The sequence below is a fragment of the Achromobacter sp. NPDC008082 genome (assembly GCF_042957345.1).
GTDB lineage: Bacteria > Pseudomonadota > Gammaproteobacteria > Burkholderiales > Burkholderiaceae_B > Achromobacter > Achromobacter kerstersii_A.
Genome location: NZ_JBIBIB010000001.1, coordinates 1136928 through 1154007, shown reverse-complemented (window position 1 = coordinate 1154007; position 17080 = coordinate 1136928). Strand labels below are relative to the sequence as shown.

The window sequence follows — 17080 nt, the reverse complement described above, 5'->3', positions numbered from 1 at the left end:
CCAGGCGGCTGCCGGAACCCAACGCCGCTGAGGGACGGGAAGCAGAGGGACGGGAAGCAGACGGATTGGAAGCAGAGGGATTTCGAGTCATGCCGCAGAGCTTAACCACGCGCGCCTTTACCGAATTTCGAGACAATGACAAACTATCCTCAAATTCTGCCAACCCTGAGCGTGGCGCACTACGCGCGGCTCCCCATGCGCCCGAACCCCATCCCGTTGACCCCTTTCGACCCCGACTCCATCACGCAGCGCACTTTCGCCATGCCGGTGAACGCGGCGGATCGGGACAATGAATCCCCCACGCATCACCACAACATGGGCCAGCTGGTGCTGGCGCTGCGCGGCGGGGTGACATGCTCGGTGCCGCAAGGCTTGTGGATGGTGCCGCCGCAATGTGGGGTGTGGATTCCAGGCGGCATGCCGCACAGCAATCGCGTCACCGCCAATGCCAGCGTGTGCTTTCTGTTTGTGCCGGCCGATGTGGCCGGCCTGCCGGACCACTGCTGCACGCTGACGATTACGCCGCTGGTGCGCGAGCTGATCGTGCACTTGTCCGCGCTGTCTGAAGCCGACATTGAAGCGCCCGCCAACCGACAGCTGGCCGACGTGCTGATCGAACAATTGCGCCGCATGCCCGCCGAACATCTGCATCTGCCGCTATCCGACCACCCCCGCCTGCGCGAAATCGCCAGCGCGTTGAACGCTGACCCCGCCGACCGCAGCACGGTGGCGCAATGGGGCAAGCGCGTCGCGATGAGCGAACGCACGCTGGCGCGTCTGGTGCAGCAGGAAGTCGGCATGAGCTTCGGACGCTGGCGCCAGCAGCTGCACCTGATCCTGGCCTTGCAGCGCTTGTCGGCAGGCGTGTCGGTGCAGCGCACCGCCGATGACCTGGGCTATGAATCGGTCAGCGCCTTCATCACGATGTTCAAGAAGATGCTGGGCAAGACACCCGCGCGATACTTCGCGGACAAGTCCGAAGGGCCGGCTGCCCCGTGACAGCCGCGCGGTGATTGGGACAGCCGTGCGTTGATCGGGACAGCCGTGCGGTAATTGGGACAGCCGTGCGTTGGTCGGGACAGCCGTGCGTTGACCGGGACAGGCGCGCGTTGACCGTGACAGCCGCTTATGCCTGCTTCGGCCCCGCCACGATGAACAGGCGCGGGAACGGCAGCAGCACGGTGCCGTCGGCCAACGCAGGATAGGCCTCGGCGATCAGCGCCTGATAGCGCGCCAGAAAGCTGGCCTGCTCGGCGGCGTCCAGCGTGTCCAGGTAGGGCCGCAACGCGGTGCCTTTGAACCATTCAACGACCGCCGCCGCGCCCGCCAGCGGGTGGTGATAGGTCGTGCGCCACACGTCCAGCACGCCGCAATGCGGCTTCAGCAGCTCGTAGTACCACGCGGCGCTGTGGCGCGGCGGGTGTTTCACGCCGCTCGTTTTCGCGGCCCACGGCGCTTCACTCGCCACCTGGCGCGCAAGGCGATGCGCAGGCTCTTCCATGTTGTCGGGCGTTTGCACGGCCAGGATGCCGCCCGGCGCCAGCTTGCTGATCAGCCGGGGATACAGCGTGGCGTGGTCAGGCACCCATTGCAGCGCGGCGTTCGCCAGAATCACGTCGTACTGTTGCGGCGGATTCCAGGTGGCGATATCGGCCAGCTCGAACGCCAGCGCCGGCAGCCGCTTGCGCGCAGCCTGGACCATGTCTTCCGAGCTATCCATGCCCGTGACTGTCGCGTCCGGGTAGCGGCTGGCCAGCACTTCAGTGGAATTGCCCGGGCCACACCCCAGGTCCACGGCAACCTTGACCGCGTCATTCGGCACGGCCGCCACCAGATCGCGCACCGGCCGGGTGCGTTCGTTTTCAAAAGCGGAGTACTGCTTGGCGGACCAACTGTTGTTGCTCATGACGGCTCCTTACCGAACGACGATGTACGGCTGAACTCTACGCCTGGCTTATCCATATTACAAATATAGAAATACGCGCTTATTCATATCTGAAAAATATGTCTTACGCAGAAAGAAAAAACCCGCCGGGGCCAAGCCGGCGGGTTTCGGGTGCAAGTTCAAGCAGGATTACTGGGTTTTCAGTTCCGCCGAGCGGGTTTTCCACAGCGAGAACAACACCCCGCCCAGGATCAGGCTGAACGTCACGCCCAACGAGATCACCGCAGGCACCTTGCCGATGAAGCCAACCAGGAAGATCTTCGTACCGATGAACACCAGGACCAGCGCCAGGGCGTACTTCAGGTAATGGAAGCGGTGAATCATGGCAGCCAGGGCAAAGTACAGCGCACGCAAACCCAGGATGGCGAAGATGTTGCTGGTATAGACGATGAACGGGTCGGTCGTGATGGCGAAGATGGCCGGCACGGAGTCCACCGCAAACACCAGGTCCACAAACTCGATCAGCACCAGGGCCAGCAGCAGCGGCGTCGCGAAACGCACCTTCTTCGACGTGGCCGGGTCGGTCTCGGTCACCACGAACGCGTTACCGCGCAGGCCTTCCGTCACACGCATATGGCGCTTCAGGAACTTCAGGATCGGGTTGGTGGCGATATCCGGCGTTTGGTCGGCAATCATCCACATCTTGATGCCCGTGAACACCAGGAACGCGCCAAACAGATACAGCAGCCAGCCGAAGTTGCTAACCAGCGCAGCGCCCAAACCAATCATGATGGCGCGCAGCACGATCACGCCCAGGATGCCCCAGAACAACACGCGATGCTGGTACTGGCGCGGAATCGCGAAGAAGCTGAAGATCAGCGCAATCACGAAAACGTTGTCCATCGACAGCGATTTTTCAATCATGAAGCCGGTGTAGTACGCCATGCCGCTGGTGGCGCCCAACTGCCACCAGACCCACGCGCCGAACAGCAGCGCGGCGCTGATGTAACCGGCGGACAGCAGCAGGCTTTCGCGCACGCCGATTTCGCGGTCTTCCTTGTGCAGCACGCCCAGGTCAAAGACCAGCAAGCTCACGACGATGCCGATGAATAGCAGCCAACTCCAGGTCGGTGTCCCCAGAAAATCGGCCATGAAGAAGGTGATCAAAGTGTCCATGAATGCCCCGCTGTGTTCGAAGGTGCCCATGATCCCGGTACTGGCCTAACCGAGAAATCAGCCTGAAAGTGAGTTAAGGTTCGGAAAAACCGAAGTGAGCCCCATCATGCTGAACTACCGACACCTGTATTACTTCTGGATGGTCGCCAAGGAAGGCGGCTTTTCCCGGGCCGCAGAACGCCTGGACATGGCCATCCAGACCATCAGCGCGCAAGTGCGTGAACTGGAAAAAAACCTGGGCCATCAACTGCTCAAGCCAGCGGGCCGGGGGGTGGCGCTGACGGATGCCGGCAAGGCGGCCTTTGCGCGCGCCGAAGAAATATTTCAGATCGGCCACACGCTGCCGCAGGAAGTGCGCGCGGCGGCCACGAAACCGGTCATCCGGCTGTCGGTGGGCTTGTCGGACGGCATATCCAAGCTGGCCGCGCACGCGCTGCTGGGGCCTGTGCTTAACACGCCCGACCTGCGCCTGACCTGCCATGAAGGCGAAGTGGAAGAACTGCTGGGCGAGTTGGCCCAGCACCACCTGGACTTGGTGCTGGCGGGCCAGGGCGCGCCAGCCAACCCCAACCTGCGCCTGACGAGCGACCGGCTCGTATCGTCCCCCGTTGATTGGTACGGCCCGGCAAAGCTCGTGCGCAAGTCCGACACGCAGGACTTCCCGCGCTGCCTGGAGCGCCTGCCCGTGTTGTTGCCCACCGGGCACTCGGTGCTGCGCCAGACGCTGGACCGCTGGTTCAACGAACGCGGCGTGCTGCCCAATGTGGTGGGAGAATTCGAAGACAGCGCGCTGATGTCGGTATTTGCCGCGCGCGGGCTGGGCGTTTTCCCGCTTAGCCGGCTGGGCGGCGACGATATCGGCCTGCTGCGCGGTTTGCGTCCGCTGGCCCGGTGCGACGACGTGCACGAAGAGATTCACGCCATCCGCAACCGCCGCGGCCAGCACCATCCCTTGGTCCAAACCATCCTCGCTCACGCGAAGACTTCGGTTTTTTCTTAATGTTTGTCACACAGGCTCTGGTTTTTCGGAAATAGAATCCGCTTTATCGTGGACCCTCTTTTGAATCTCGGAGTACCACTGCAATGAAAAAATTCATCTGGCTCGCTTTCGCCGTGCTCGCCGCACTATGGACCGGGCTGGTGGCGCTGACGCTGCAACTGACCAACTGGGTCCTGTCCACCCTTTCCACGGCGCAGGTGCCGGGCGCTGCGCTGGACACGTCTCAATGGGTCGCGCCCGCGTGGGCCGCAGGCTGGTTCGACCCGGCCTGGCTGCAAGGTTTACAAGGCGCTCTGGTGTGGGCCGCGCAAAGCCTGAACCAGATCCTGCCGTTTGCGGGCGGCCTGGGCACGCTGATCTCGGTGCTGGGCTGGATTGTCTGGGGCTTTGTCATCGCGGGCCTGCTGGTGCTGGCGCTGATCCTGAACTGGCTGAACGGCAAGCGCGAGCAGGCCGCCGCGGCCCAATCCCGCCAAGTGGTGTAATAGCGCAGGCAACGCGCCACCCGGCACGCTGCCTCCCAAGAGGAGCGTGCCGTGCTGACCCGAACTGCCCCTGCCCTGACCTTGTCTCTGGCGGCCCTGCTATCCGCAGGGCCTGCACAGGCTTCTCCCAGCCCTTCCGGCGTGGAAGTCTGCACCGTCACGGGCACATCGGGGCAGTACAGCGTGCGGGTGCGCAATACAGGCGAGACGACGCTTGCCCGCGTCGACATCACCGGTGTCCGCCTGGACCCAGCAGGCCAGGCGACCGACACCCTGACCGTCAACCTGACGGACATTCCCCGCGGCAAATACAAAACCGCCATCCTGGCGCGGCACGATGAATCGGCCGCGCTGGACCGCATCGTCACCTACGCCGTCGTCGACGGCACGGAAACCCCGCAGCAGGAACTGTTCGCCGGCAAGGTCGCGCACGTGTCGCACGGCACGACCCTGCAATACACGCTGGCGCCGCTGGCGGTGCGCGGCTGGACGGTGGCGTATGGTTCGGCCACATCGCCCAAGCTGGAAACCGGGGCTGCGGTCTTGCTCAGCTACCCCGTGCGCGGGGGCAAGAAGGTGGCGACCCGGCCCGAAGCAGGCCGCACACCCACCGCTGTCACGCCGCTTGCGCCGTGCCGGGAACCGGGCAAACAGTCCTGATCAAGTACCGCTCAGCAGGTCGCGCTCGTTCAGCAGCGCGTAGACAATTTCCGGGGTGTTATCGAAGCCGCGCCGAATGGCGGCGGGCAGCGCGGTGCGCGTCTTGCGGCACAGGCCGGGCGCCTCTTCCAGCTGAATTGAAATCCCGCGCGACGTGCGCACCTCGTTGTCGCTGGGCGTAATCACAATCACGATGCCCAGCTGCGCCTGGATACGGCCCTGCATGGCGCGCAGGTCTTCCAGGCTGCGGATGTTTTCCAGCCGCGCGACCAAGCGTTTTTCCTCTTCCTTCGTCAGCCGAAGGATGCGCACGTCTGCTGCCGGATCGGCCAGCAGACGGTCGCGGTCGCACATACAGGCGCCCGGCGGACATTCTTGGCGAATCGGAAAGGGAAGGTTCATGGCGGACTGACGCGCAATGGCTCGGCGCAAATTCGATAAGCGTGGACAACAGCCAACGATCAATTCTACTCAGGTTGCCGGGCCGCCCTCATCCAGGCACTACTCGTTTTCCCGCAATCGGCTGCGGTATATTGCCCGACTCAATTCGAAGTGTGGGGGAAGCAGGTGAAACGGATTTTGCTTGCGGCCGCTCTGGCCGCGCTGGGCGCAGCAAGCCAGGCCACGCACGCGCAGGCCGCCCCGCGCGAATTCCCCTACCCCATCGCGCCCGGCCTGTCGGCGGTGGTGAAGATCAGCGGCGGCGACGCGCAACGCGCCACCGTGCGCATCGGCAATGGCCCCGAACAATCGTTGGGCAACTTCGACGACGAAGATGTCGATCAGATGGCGTCGGTGGACATCAACCACGACGGCTATCGCGACCTGGTGCTGGGGCAAAGCGGCGGCAGCACGCAAATCTATTCCCGGCTGTTCCTGTATCGGCCCGACAGCGGCGCCTTGCAGGAAATTGCGCATCCCGACAAGACGAGTCCGTGCCGGGGCTTCGTGAACCCCGTCATCGACGACAAGCAGGCGGTGATCCGCGTCGCGTGCCGCTATGGCGCCGCCAGCTATGGCTCCGAGGAATACGTGCTGCGTCCCGACGGCACGGTGCACGCCACATCGTGGACCACGCAAGCGCTGTTCGGCCTGGAGAGCGAAGCCGCCGAACTCACCTACCGCTTTAATGAAGACGGGTCCACCGCAAGCATCGAGATCGAAGGCGAAGGCTCGCCGTTGGAAGGCGGCGCCGTGCCGGTCAGCAAGCTGGACTTGTACGACGCCCCCGACGTGAACGCCCGGCCCGCCATGACGGCCGCCGAAGGCGAACACCTGGATGTTGTGGCCATCCGTCCGCGCGACTGGCTGCAAGTGCGCTACGCCAGCAAGACGGCGGGCGAGGTACTGAAATGGGTGCGCTATGGCGACCTGCGCGTGGACAAGCATCAGCTTGCCGCGCCATCCGCCCAAGGCGGCCTGGAACTGGATCTTGCCGACACGCTGGCCGACTGGAACGGCGAAGACGGCGGCCTGTTCAGGGTAAGCGTGGCCAACAACGGTGACACGCCCGTGCCGCTTAACGCGCCGCGCATCTGGCTGCTGCTGACCAATGCGCAGGGTGACCGTATCGTGCACCCGCTATATCAACGCCAAGGCGACACCCTGCACCCGGCCAACCCGCTGGGCTTTGCCCGCGACCCTGTCGTCTGGGCCGCAGGCGAAGACGGCAAGCCGGCCTATCTGGTTAACGACAACGGCTACAGCAACGTCCCGTTCCTGCCTGCGCTTGCGCCTGGCAAGTACCGCGCGGCGGCCGTGCTGACCGACCCCGGCAATCTTGCCCAGCCGATCGTTTCGAATGACATCACGTTCGACTATCCGTTGCCGAAGCGGCCGCCTGCGCCGCAATAAGCGCTGGCCCCTGCTGCGTCCCCCATGCCACCGCTTTCTCATTCCCCGCATGCCCATCCCGCCCGGCATCTGGCCGGCCGGCTGATCGCGCTGCTGGCGCTTGCCGTGCTGCTGGCCGCCATCGCCTTGGCCGCAACCGGCCTGCTCACCCGCGCCCGGCCCGCCGACGTGGCTATCGTCTTGGGCAACACCGTGCTGCCCAGCGGCCAGCCCTCGCCGCGCTTGGCCGCGCGCCTTGACCGGGCGTATGACTGCTTTGCCGCCTTGCAATGCCGCATCCTGTTCGTCAGCGGCGGCGTGGACCCGGCTGGCGCCGACGAAGCCGCTGTGATGCGCGACTATCTGCTGGCGCGCGGCGTGCCGGCAGATCGCATCGTGACCGACAGCGCGGGCGTGGATTCCTGGTCCACCGCCCGCCACGCCAGCGCCTATATGCGCGAACACGGCTACGTCAGCGCGCTGGCCGTCACGCAGTATTTCCATGTGCCGCGCACCGTACTGGCGTTGCGCCGGCATGGCGTGCAAGACGTCAGCGGCGGCTATCCGAAATTTTTTGAATGGCGCGACCTGTATTCCACGTTTCGCGAGCTGCCCGCCGTAGCGTGGTACGGCTTGCGGCCGCTATAGTGACGCGCGATACCCTTCATTGCCACCCGCCTGATTGCCACCCGCCTCATCGCCACCCGCCTTATTGCCTACCCCATCAAGGACCCGACGCCGTGCAGATCTTTCACAACCCCGTCCATGACAAACATGCTGGCCGCCAGGAAATGTTCCGCGGCAAGCTGGTGCCTTGCCACGAAACGCCGGCGCGTCTGGAGTATGTGCTCGACGCGTTGCGTCAGCGCGGCATCGGCGAGCTGCGCGCGCCGTCGGCCCCGGACATGGATGTGATCAAGCGCGTGCACACGCCGCGCTATGTGGATTTTCTGGCCAGCGCCTGGCAAGACTGGGTGGCGCTGGACCCGGCGAACGCAGACATCGATATCCTGCCGTCCGTCTGGCCCGTGCGCGGCTTTCGTCACGACATCGAACCCACCAACTTCGCCGCGCGCGTCGGCCTGTTTTCGTTTGATAGCGGCTGCCCGTTAACGGCCGGCACGTGGGAAGCCGCAACCGCTGGCGCGGCCTGCGCGATTGATGCGGCGCGCGCCGTCATCACCGCAGGCGGCCCGCGCGCGGCCATGGCGCTGACGCGTCCGCCGGGCCACCACGCCGGCGCGGACTTCTTCGGCGGCTACTGCTTCCTGAACAACGCCGCGCTGGCCGCGCAAGCGCTGCGCGATGCGGGCGCTGCGCGCGTGGCGATTCTTGATGTCGACTATCACCACGGCAACGGCACGCAAAGCATTTTCTACGAGCGCGGCGACGTGTTGACGGTGTCGATCCATGGCGACCCCACCACCGAATATCCGTTCTTCCTGGGCTACGCCGACGAACACGGCGAAGGCGCGGGTCTGGGCGCGAACTTGAACCTGCCGCTGCCCGCCGGCGCCGATTTCGCCACGTGGACGCAAGCGCTGCAACAAGGCTTGGCCGCCATCCAGGCCTTCAAGGCCGACGCCGTCGTCATCGCGCTGGGCGTGGACACGTACGAAGGCGACCCGATATCCAAGTTCAAGCTGAAAAGCGTGGATTATCTGGAAGTCGGCCGCGCGCTGGCCAGCCTGGGCCTGCCCACGGTGTTCACGATGGAAGGCGGCTATGCCGTGGCGGATGTGGGCATCAATGTGGCGAACGTGCTGGAAGGCTACGGCGGCTGACGCGGCCACCGCTATCGCTACGTGTCACAGGCATCCGCCAACGGCTGTCAAGCCACTGCTGTCAAGCCACCGCTGTCAAGCCAACGGCCGTCAAGCCACGGCTGGAAACGCTCAGTCCCGCGTTTCCAGCACTTTGTTGATGCGCAACGCAATCAGGGTGCAGGCGGTGCCGGACAGCAGGTAGATGCTGACGGCCACCAGCCCGAAGCGTGCCGACAAGCCCAGCGCCACCACCGGCGCAAAGGCCGCGCCGATCAGCCAGGCCATGTCGGACGTCAACGCCGCGCCCGTGTAACGGAAACGCCGCGTGAAGTTGGCGGTGACGGTGCCGGAGGCTTGTCCATATGACAAGCCCAGCAGCGTGAAGCCCACCAGAATGAAAGCGTCTTGCGCCGCCGGCCCGCCGCCCAACAGCCATGGCGTGAACAGCGCGAAGATGCCGATCAGGACGGCCAGCAAACCCAGCGTGGTGCGCCGGCCGATGCGGTCGGCCAGCCAGCCCGAGGCCACCGTGCCTACGATGCCCAGCATCGCGCCAAAGATCTGCACGATGAGCACATCGGTGATTTGCTGCGTGGCGCTGATGGCAATCCACGACAACGGAAACACCGTCACCAGGTGGAACAGCGCGTAGCTCGCCAGCGCGGCGAACGCGCCGATGAACAGGTTGTAGCCTTGTGAACGCACCATCTCGGCAATGCTGATGGGTTCGAGTTCGCCCTCTTCGAGCAGCTGCGTGTATTCCTCGGTGACCACCAGGCGCAGCCGCGCGAACAGCGCCACCACGTTGATGGCGAAGGCGACGAAGAACGGATAGCGCCAGCCCCATTCCAGGAAGTCGGCCTGTGTCAGCGTGACGTGCAGGTACAGGAACAAGGCGCTGGCCACCAGGAAGCCGACCGGCGCGCCCAACTGCCCCATCATGGAATACCAGCCGCGCCGGTTGGGCGGCGCGTTCAGCGCCAGCAACGACGGCAGGCCGTCCCACGACCCGCCAAACGCCAAGCCCTGCAAACAACGGAAAACTGCCAACAATGTAATGGCGTGCACGCCGATGGATTCGTAGCTGGGCAGAAACGCCATGCCGACGGTCGCCGTGCCAAGCACGAACAACGCGACAGTCAGCTTTGTGGCGCGGCCCCAACGCCGCTGGATCGCCATCGACAACGCCGTGCCGATGGGCCGCATGATGAATGCAAAAGAGAAGATGACGAAGGCCCAGAGCGTGCCTTCCAGCGGGGCTTCGAAGGGAAAGAACACCTTCGGAAAAACCAGCACGCAAGCGATGCCGAATACGAAAAAGTCGAAGTATTCAGAGGCTCGTCCGACGACCACGCCGACGGCGATTTCACCGGGGGCCACCTTGGCGTGGCTGGCCCCGCCGGCCGTCGCCCCCGGGCCGGGAACGGAGGGGGCATGACCGGGATACTGCGTGGTGGTCGACATGGGTTTGCTCACTATAGGAGGTCCGAAATACGCCACTGCCTTGCAGACTTTTGTTCTTTTTACCCTAGATTTTTCGCGGCTTCCAGCGTAGTGTTGCGTTTACCTCCCACGGTTACGTTTCGAGGTATGGCCATGTTGTCCATCACCAGGTTCCGCGGATTGATCCTGATTGCCGCTCTGCCCTTGCTGGCAGGATGCAATGCGGTGCTGCTGTCGCCATCGGGCGATGTGGCGCTTCAGCAGCGGAATCTGATCATCATTTCAACCGGCTTGATGTTGTTGATCATCGTGCCGGTGATCTTCCTGACCTTTCTGTTTGCATGGCGCTATCGGGCCAGCAACAAAGAGGCTCACTACGATCCGGAATGGAACCACTCCACGATGCTGGAGCTTCTGATCTGGGCCGCCCCGCTGCTGATCATCATCGCGTTGGGCGCGCTGACCTGGGTCAGCACCCATCAGCTTGATCCCTACCGCCCGCTTGCCCGTTTGTCTGAAGGCCGCGAGGTGCCTGCCGGCACGAAGCCGCTGGTGGTGGAAGTGGTGGCGCTGGATTGGAAATGGCTGTTCCTGTACCCCGAGCAAGGGGTAGCCACCGTGAACGAATTGGCCGCGCCGGTTGACCGCCCCATCCAGTTCAAGATCACGTCGTCGACCGTGATGAATTCATTCTTCGTGCCCGCGCTGGCTGGCCAGATCTACGCCATGCCCGGCATGCAGACCACGCTGCACGCGGTGATCAACCACCCCGGTGAATACGAAGGCCTGTCCGCCAACTACAGCGGCTCGGGCTTCTCGGGCATGCGCTTCAAATTCCACGGGCTGGACCAGCAGGGCTTTGACAAGTGGGTGGCCGACGCCCGCGCGTCCAGCGCCGCGCTCAGCCGCGACGTCTACCTGAAGCTTGAACAGCCCAGCGAACGCAACCCGGTCCAGCGCTACGCCTCCGTTGCGCCCGGCCTGTTCGACGCCATCGTGAACCGCTGCGTCGAAGGCAACCGCATGTGCATGAAAGACGCGATGGCCATTGATTCGCAAGGCGGCATGGGCATTCCGGGCGCACTCAACATCACCACGCTAGACCCGGAAACGCGCGAGCGTCTGGGCTTGACCGGTACGCCGCCGCGCAAGTACGTCGGCGCCATGTGCACCTCTACCGAGGGTTTGGTGTTGTAGCGCCGCGCGTCGGCCGTCCGCTCGGGATGACGCAGGGGCAACATGACATTGTGGTCTTTACGCTGGAATCGAGATGCCTGATCAACCAGACCTCATCAAGCTGTTCTTTGGCCGCCTGACCTGGGACGCCATCCCCTTTCACGAACCGATCCTGCTCGCCACCTTCTTCATGGTGGCGGCGGGCGGCATCGTCGTGCTGGGCTCCATCACGTACTACAAGAAGTGGGGCTATCTGTGGCGCGAATGGTTCACCAGCATCGACCACAAGAAGATCGGGATCATGTATGTGATTCTGGGCATCGTGATGCTGCTGCGCGGCTTTGCCGACGCCATCATGATGCGCTTGCAGCAGGCGGTGGCTTTTGGCGATTCAACAGGCTATTTGCCGCCGCACCACTACGACCAGATCTTCACCGCGCACGGCGTGATCATGATTTTCTTCGTGGCCATGCCGCTGGTCACGGGCTTGATGAACTACATCGTGCCGCTACAGATCGGCGCGCGCGACGTGGCGTTTCCCTTCCTGAACAACTTCAGCTTCTGGATGACGACAGGCGGCGTCGTGCTGGTGATGATGTCGCTCTTCGTGGGCGAATTCGCGCGCACCGGCTGGCTGGCGTATCCACCGTTATCGGGGATCATGCAAAGCCCGGATGTGGGGGTGGATTACTACATATGGGCCTTGCAGATAGCGGGGGTGGGAACCCTGCTATCCGGCGTGAATCTGCTGGTCACCATTGTGAAGATGCGCGCGCCCGGCATGACGATGATGCGCATGCCCATCTTCACGTGGACGGCGCTGTGCACCAACGTGCTGATCGTGGCGGCCTTCCCCGTGCTGACGGCCGTGCTGGCGCTTTTGTCGATGGACCGCTACGTAGGCACCAACTTCTTCACCGCGGACTTCGGCGGCAACGCCATGATGTACGTGAACCTGATTTGGATCTGGGGCCACCCCGAGGTCTACATCCTGATCCTGCCCGCCTTCGGCATTTTTTCGGAAGTGGTGTCCACGTTCTGCCGCAAGCGTTTGTTCGGCTACGCGTCCATGGTGTACGCCACCGTCGTGATCACGGTGCTGTCGTATCTGGTTTGGCTGCATCACTTCTTCACCATGGGGTCGGGCGCCAGCGTGAACTCGTTCTTCGGGATCACAACCATGATCATCTCGATCCCGACCGGGGCGAAGATCTTCAACTGGCTGTTCACCATGTACCGCGGCCGCATCCGCTTTGAAGTGCCGATGCTGTGGACGCTGGGCTTCATGGTCACCTTTGTGATTGGCGGTATGACGGGTGTGCTGCTGGCGGTGCCGCCCGCTGACTTTGCGCTGCATAACAGCCTGTTTCTGATCGCCCACTTTCACAACGTGATCATCGGCGGCGTGCTGTTCGGGCTGATGGCCGGCATCACGTACTGGTTCCCCAAGGCATTCGGCTACAAGCTTGATCCCTTCTGGGGCAAGTGCTCGTTCTGGTTTTGGCTGGTGGGCTTCTATGTGGCCTTCATGCCGCTGTACGTGCTGGGGCTGATGGGCGTCACGCGCCGCGTGAATCACTTCGAAGACATGTCGCTGCAAATCTGGTTCCAGGTGGCCGCCTTCGGCGCCTTGCTGATTGCCTGCGGCATCGCCAGCTTCATCATCCAGCTGGTGGTCAGCTACCGCCGCCGCGACCAGCTGCGCGACGATTCCGGCGACCCCTGGGATGGCCGCACGCTGGAATGGTCGACGTCGTCGCCGCCGCCCAACTACAACTTCGCCTTCACGCCCCGCGTGCATGACCTGGACGCCTGGTGGCAGATGAAGCAGCACGGCTACGAACGGCCGCAGCAGGGCTTCATTCCCATCCACATGCCGAAGAACACCTGGGCCGGCATCGTGCTGGCGGCGATCAGCGTGGTGATGGGGTTTGCGCTGATCTGGCACATGTGGCCGCTGGCCGTGCTGTCGTTCGCGGCGCTGATCCTGGTGTCCATCATCCATACCTTCAACTACAAGCGCGACTACTACGTGCCGGCCGCTGAGGTCGTAAGCGTAGAAGACGCCCGCACGAGGTTGTTAGCGAAACATGTCTGATACCTTGGCCCCCACCCTGCCCGGCGGCACCGCGCCGCCCCCGGAGCCCGTGTTCTACGTTGCGGGCGAACACCATCCCCAGAACGGCACCCTGCTTGGGTTCTGGGTCTACCTGATGAGCGACTGCCTCATCTTCGCGTGCCTGTTCGCCACCTACGGCGTGCTGGGCCGCAGTTACGCGGCGGGGCCGTCGGGCGCTGACCTGTTCGACCTGCCGCTGGTGGCGGTGAACACGTCGCTGCTGCTGCTGTCATCCATCACGTATGGCTTCGCCATGCTGGAGATGCGGCGCAACCGGATCGGCGCGACCCAGCTGTGGCTGGCGGTTACCGGCATTCTGGGCCTGGGCTTTCTGTCGCTGGAACTGTATGAATTTGCGCACCTGATCCACCAGGGCGCAGGCCCGCAGCGCAGCGCCTTTCTGTCGTCGTTCTTCACGCTGGTGGGCACGCACGGCCTGCACGTCACCTTCGGCATCGTCTGGCTGGTGACGATGATGATTCAGGTGCAGATGCACGGCCTGATCCCTGAAAACCGCCGCCGCCTGATGTGCCTGTCGATGTTCTGGCACTTCCTGGACCTGATCTGGGTGGGTGTGTTCACCTTCGTGTATCTGATGGGAGTGCTGCCATGAGCTCGCACATGGATAACCTGGCTGATCGCGGACATGGCGGACACGGCGGCCATGGCGGCGGCCACGGCCACGGCCATGGTCATGGTCATGACGACCATGACGACGGCGCCGGCCACGGCACCCTGAAAAGCTACGTCACCGGCTTCGTGCTGGCGGCCATTCTGACGGCCATTCCGTTCTGGCTGGTGATGGACCGCGTCTTCGCCAACTCGCGTACAACGGCGTTGGTGATCCTGGCGTTTGCCGTGGTGCAGATCGTGGTCCACATCGTTTACTTCCTGCACATGGACGCCAAGTCCGAAAGCGGCTGGAATATGTTGGCGTTAATATTCACGCTGGTGCTGGTCGTAATCACGCTCAGCGGGTCAATCTGGATCATGTATCACTTGAACTCCAATATGATGCCCATGTCCACACACGACATGCGGAAAATGCCCTGATGGCTGTAGTAAAAAACACTCAACAACACCCCGGCGACACCCCCCGTAGTCCGCGCAGCAAAACCACCCTGGTCATTCTGGGGGTGGTTGCTGTTGCGCTGTTCGCGGGGCTGTGCGCCCTGGGCACCTGGCAGGTGCACCGTCTGGCCTGGAAGCGTGACCTGATCGCGCAAGTGAACCAGCGGGCGCATGCGCCCACCACGCCGGCCCCCGGCAAGCGTGACTGGCGCGCACTGAGCTTCAACAACGCCGAATACCGCCATGTGTCGGCCACGGGCAAGTACCTGTACGACCAGCAGACGCTGGTGCAGGCCGCCACCGAGCTGGGCAGCGGCTACTGGGTCATGACGCCGCTGCAACTGCCCGAGGGCGGCACGGTGCTGGTCAACCGCGGTTTCGTGCTGCCGGAATGGCGCAAGAGCCAGGCCAACACCGCGCAACCGCCCGCCGAAGGCAGCGTGACCGGGCTGCTCCGCATGGGAGAACCGGGCAGCGGCTTTCTGCGCAACAACGATCCCGCATCCAACCTTTGGTATTCGCGCGACCTGCCGGCCATCGCCACGGCGCGCGGGCTGACGGACGTGGCGCCGTACTTCATCGACGCCGACGCCGCGTCCAGCCCCAGCCGCGACCCGGCCCGCGACCCCGTCGGCGGTTTGACGGTGCTGACCTTCCCGAACAATCACCTGGTCTATGCCATCACCTGGTATGCGCTGGCGCTGATGATCATCGTCGGCGTGGTGATTTTCGTGCGCGAAGAAAAGCGCGCACGGGGCAAAGCCTAGACAGGCCAGTGAATGCTGCCGGGCTCGGGGCACGTCCACGAGCCTTGCAGCCGTTCACGGATTTGCGCCAGGCTTTGCTCAACCAGCAACTCGCCGTTGCGAAACACCGGCACCAGCGCGCCGCCTTCGGCCGCATCCGCCGTCTGCTGATCGTGCAGCACATAGCCCGTGGCGGTAGCATCCACCCGCAACAAGCCCTTGGCCGAACGCTTGACGCCGGAATCCGTCACCGGGTCTTTCACCAGTTCCTGCGGTTCGCCGTTGACTTCCGCGTAGGTGGCCTTTAACGCCCAGCCGAACGTGTCGCGCGTCAGGTATTGATAGGTGTAGGAGCCAATGCCCAGCACCACGTTGCCCGAGGCGAAGCCCTTCTTTTCCAGCCGGACCAGAATGTCGCGGCCGCGCGTCAGCGTGATGGAGTCGCCGTAGATCAGGCCCACGTGCGGGTCCAGCAGCTTGTAGCCGCGGTCAGTGACGACGCCGCCAAAAATATCCCACAGGCATTGCACGGCGCCCTTCACTTCGGGCTCGCGCAGGGTTTGAACGGCGCGGCCGTTGTCATCCAGCAGCCAGTACGTGCCGGTTGCCGCATCGCGCACCGCTTCGAACCCCTCGCGGCGGGCGGTGGCCAAGGCGGCCACGTCTTCCACGCGGGACACGTCGGTGCAGTAATAACCGGTCAGAATCTTCACGGGGTCGCCGGAGTCGGGGCGGAACACCACCTTGGCGTTGCCGAACGCATCCGGCTCGCGCGCCAGGATTTCGCCCTTCAACGCTGACGCAAAATCCGTCACCACTTGCCAGAAGTCCCAGGTGTCCGACACCACCGACACGATGCCCGCCGGGTAAACCTGCGTGACCAGACGGCGGATCGTTTCGATTTCACCTTCCTTGCTGCCCAGGCACATTACCGAGTGTTCGGTCGCGGGCACGGAACCGCCGATCAATTCGCGGTCGGAGTCGGCGCCGTAGATGTCTTCCAGATAATCGATGGCGGGAATGGTGTCGGTGCCGGTGAATGACAGCAAGTGGCCCGCGCCGCTCTTGCGGGCGTCATACAGGCCCGACATGCCACGCATGGAAAAGTCGTGGCCCTGCCAGTTCACGAAGTCCATCGGGCTGCCCGTCAGGCGTGCGAAGTAGGTCAAGAGCTTGCGGTATTCAAAGGCGATGGTCGCCACCGTCGATGGCTTCCACGATTCGCAACTGAACAGGGTTTCGATGTAGGTCACCAGCCACGCGAAGTCGGGATGCGTGTTGATGAAAGTGACGGGCGGCACACGGATATCCACACGCGCGCCTTCCGGCAACGAACGGATTTCCAGCGGCAGATAGCCCAGCTCATACAAGGCCTGCAAGTGGTCCACGGTGACCGCGCCCTTGCCCAACGCGTTATCCACACGGCGCTGATATTGGCGCACGGCGGCGCCTGCCGGCTTGCCGAAAAATTCACGGTCGAAGAGATCGATCAGAATTTCCTTGATGAACCCTTGCAGGCCAAACCAGACGATCTTGTCGTCGAACAGTTCAGGCAACACCGGCGCCAGGCGAGCCGAGCGCGGCGTGAAGTTGGCCAGAATCTTGTTGGTGCCCTTGGGGTACTGGAACGGGTGGCCCGTCTTGTAGAAATCGGCTTGCAGGAAGGGATTGATGCCGTTCTTGACGGTGAGGCGATCGGAGGCATTCATGGTGCAGGTTC

The 17080-nt window shown here is 63.5% G+C and carries 17 protein-coding genes; 12 read left to right on the top strand and 5 right to left on the bottom strand.

Going from position 1 to position 17080, the window contains the following annotated elements; translation table 11 throughout:
- The first annotated feature begins 195 nt into the window (after window positions 1-195).
- Entirely contained in the window at window positions 196-999 is an 804-nt protein-coding gene (locus ACFZAI_RS05075) for an AraC family transcriptional regulator (protein WP_391566269.1), read from the top strand.
- Window positions 1000-1126: 127 nt separating this feature from the next.
- Here the strand turns inward: ACFZAI_RS05075 and tam are convergent, their stop codons facing one another.
- A complete protein-coding gene (gene tam, locus ACFZAI_RS05070; protein WP_391565887.1) occupies window positions 1127-1906 on the bottom strand; it encodes a trans-aconitate 2-methyltransferase in 780 nt (259 codons plus the stop codon).
- Window positions 1907-2074: 168 nt separating this feature from the next.
- A complete protein-coding gene (locus ACFZAI_RS05065; RefSeq protein WP_175170124.1) occupies window positions 2075-3061 on the bottom strand; it encodes a TerC family protein in 987 nt (328 codons plus the stop codon).
- Window positions 3062-3167: 106 nt separating this feature from the next.
- Here ACFZAI_RS05065 and ACFZAI_RS05060 point away from each other — a divergent pair, with 106 nt between their 5' ends.
- From ACFZAI_RS05060 to ACFZAI_RS05050, 3 genes are all read left to right on the top strand, one after another.
- Window positions 3168-4061, top strand: coding sequence for a LysR family transcriptional regulator (locus ACFZAI_RS05060; RefSeq protein ID WP_391566268.1), 894 nt, complete (start codon window positions 3168-3170; stop codon window positions 4059-4061).
- Window positions 4062-4144: 83 nt separating this feature from the next.
- Window positions 4145-4546, top strand: a complete 402-nt coding sequence (locus ACFZAI_RS05055) for a hypothetical protein (protein ID WP_391565886.1) — start codon at window positions 4145-4147, stop codon at window positions 4544-4546.
- A gap of 51 nt (window positions 4547-4597) precedes the next feature.
- Window positions 4598-5206, top strand: coding sequence for a hypothetical protein (locus ACFZAI_RS05050; RefSeq protein ID WP_391565885.1), 609 nt, complete (start codon window positions 4598-4600; stop codon window positions 5204-5206).
- Here the strand turns inward: ACFZAI_RS05050 and ACFZAI_RS05045 are convergent, their stop codons facing one another.
- The gene (locus tag ACFZAI_RS05045) at window positions 5207-5608 is read right to left on the bottom strand and encodes a hypothetical protein (protein ID WP_391565884.1); all 402 of its coding nucleotides are present in this window, start codon (window positions 5606-5608) and stop codon (window positions 5207-5209) included.
- Between the two features lie 165 nt (window positions 5609-5773).
- Between ACFZAI_RS05045 and ACFZAI_RS05040 the strand changes: the two genes are divergently transcribed.
- From ACFZAI_RS05040 to ACFZAI_RS05030, 3 genes are all read left to right on the top strand, one after another.
- The gene (locus tag ACFZAI_RS05040) at window positions 5774-7060 is read left to right on the top strand and encodes an SH3 domain-containing protein (protein WP_391565883.1); all 1287 of its coding nucleotides are present in this window, start codon (window positions 5774-5776) and stop codon (window positions 7058-7060) included.
- 24 nt (window positions 7061-7084) lie between these two features.
- Window positions 7085-7687 (top strand): YdcF family protein, encoded by a 603-nt coding sequence (locus ACFZAI_RS05035; RefSeq protein WP_391565881.1) that lies wholly within the window; start codon window positions 7085-7087, stop codon window positions 7685-7687.
- A 92-nt stretch (window positions 7688-7779) separates the two neighbouring features.
- Entirely contained in the window at window positions 7780-8823 is a 1044-nt protein-coding gene (locus tag ACFZAI_RS05030; protein ID WP_391565880.1) for a histone deacetylase family protein, read from the top strand.
- 111 nt (window positions 8824-8934) lie between these two features.
- Here the strand turns inward: ACFZAI_RS05030 and ACFZAI_RS05025 are convergent, their stop codons facing one another.
- A complete protein-coding gene (locus ACFZAI_RS05025; RefSeq protein ID WP_391565879.1) occupies window positions 8935-10269 on the bottom strand; it encodes an MFS transporter in 1335 nt (444 codons plus the stop codon).
- Between the two features lie 132 nt (window positions 10270-10401).
- Between ACFZAI_RS05025 and cyoA the strand changes: the two genes are divergently transcribed.
- From cyoA to ACFZAI_RS05000, 5 genes are all read left to right on the top strand, one after another.
- Window positions 10402-11445, top strand: coding sequence for a ubiquinol oxidase subunit II (gene cyoA, locus ACFZAI_RS05020; RefSeq protein WP_391565878.1), 1044 nt, complete (start codon window positions 10402-10404; stop codon window positions 11443-11445).
- A 73-nt stretch (window positions 11446-11518) separates the two neighbouring features.
- On the top strand, window positions 11519-13522 hold the full coding sequence (gene cyoB, locus ACFZAI_RS05015) for a cytochrome o ubiquinol oxidase subunit I (RefSeq protein WP_391565877.1): 2004 nt from the start codon (window positions 11519-11521) through the stop codon (window positions 13520-13522).
- On the top strand, window positions 13515-14156 hold the full coding sequence (gene cyoC / locus ACFZAI_RS05010) for a cytochrome o ubiquinol oxidase subunit III (protein WP_054422759.1): 642 nt from the start codon (window positions 13515-13517) through the stop codon (window positions 14154-14156). The genes cyoB and cyoC overlap by 8 nt, the downstream gene beginning before the upstream one ends.
- Complete coding sequence (gene cyoD / locus ACFZAI_RS05005) at window positions 14153-14596, top strand: cytochrome o ubiquinol oxidase subunit IV (RefSeq protein WP_391565876.1); 444 nt, start codon at window positions 14153-14155, stop codon at window positions 14594-14596. The genes cyoC and cyoD overlap by 4 nt, the downstream gene beginning before the upstream one ends.
- Window positions 14596-15381, top strand: a complete 786-nt coding sequence (locus tag ACFZAI_RS05000; RefSeq protein WP_391565875.1) for an SURF1 family protein — start codon at window positions 14596-14598, stop codon at window positions 15379-15381. Before cyoD ends, ACFZAI_RS05000 begins: the two co-directional genes overlap by 1 nt.
- Here the strand turns inward: ACFZAI_RS05000 and ACFZAI_RS04995 are convergent.
- Entirely contained in the window at window positions 15378-17069 is a 1692-nt protein-coding gene (locus ACFZAI_RS04995; protein ID WP_391565874.1) for a nicotinate phosphoribosyltransferase, read from the bottom strand. The two genes, ACFZAI_RS05000 and ACFZAI_RS04995, sit on opposite strands and share 4 nt — an antisense overlap.
- Window positions 17070-17080: the final 11 nt, after the last annotated feature.

What these genes read in the sequence shown, in the direction of transcription:
- ACFZAI_RS05075 (WP_391566269.1), top strand. Translation starts at nt 196, where the DNA reads ATGCGCCCGAACCCCATCCCGTTGACCCCTTTCGACCCCGACTCCATC.
- ACFZAI_RS04995 (WP_391565874.1), bottom strand. Translation starts at nt 17,069, where the DNA reads ATGAATGCCTCCGATCGCCTCACCGTCAAGAACGGCATCAATCCCTTC.
- tam (WP_391565887.1), bottom strand. Translation starts at nt 1,906, where the DNA reads ATGAGCAACAACAGTTGGTCCGCCAAGCAGTACTCCGCTTTTGAAAAC.
- ACFZAI_RS05025 (WP_391565879.1), bottom strand. Translation starts at nt 10,269, where the DNA reads ATGTCGACCACCACGCAGTATCCCGGTCATGCCCCCTCCGTTCCCGGC.
- ACFZAI_RS05055 (WP_391565886.1), top strand. Translation starts at nt 4,145, where the DNA reads ATGAAAAAATTCATCTGGCTCGCTTTCGCCGTGCTCGCCGCACTATGG.
- ACFZAI_RS05060 (WP_391566268.1), top strand. Translation starts at nt 3,168, where the DNA reads ATGCTGAACTACCGACACCTGTATTACTTCTGGATGGTCGCCAAGGAA.
- ACFZAI_RS05000 (WP_391565875.1), top strand. Translation starts at nt 14,596, where the DNA reads ATGGCTGTAGTAAAAAACACTCAACAACACCCCGGCGACACCCCCCGT.
- ACFZAI_RS05065 (WP_175170124.1), bottom strand. Translation starts at nt 3,061, where the DNA reads ATGGACACTTTGATCACCTTCTTCATGGCCGATTTTCTGGGGACACCG.
- ACFZAI_RS05045 (WP_391565884.1), bottom strand. Translation starts at nt 5,608, where the DNA reads ATGAACCTTCCCTTTCCGATTCGCCAAGAATGTCCGCCGGGCGCCTGT.
- cyoB (WP_391565877.1), top strand. Translation starts at nt 11,519, where the DNA reads ATGCCTGATCAACCAGACCTCATCAAGCTGTTCTTTGGCCGCCTGACC.
- cyoA (WP_391565878.1), top strand. Translation starts at nt 10,402, where the DNA reads ATGTTGTCCATCACCAGGTTCCGCGGATTGATCCTGATTGCCGCTCTG.
- ACFZAI_RS05035 (WP_391565881.1), top strand. Translation starts at nt 7,085, where the DNA reads ATGCCACCGCTTTCTCATTCCCCGCATGCCCATCCCGCCCGGCATCTG.
- cyoD (WP_391565876.1), top strand. Translation starts at nt 14,153, where the DNA reads ATGAGCTCGCACATGGATAACCTGGCTGATCGCGGACATGGCGGACAC.
- cyoC (WP_054422759.1), top strand. Translation starts at nt 13,515, where the DNA reads ATGTCTGATACCTTGGCCCCCACCCTGCCCGGCGGCACCGCGCCGCCC.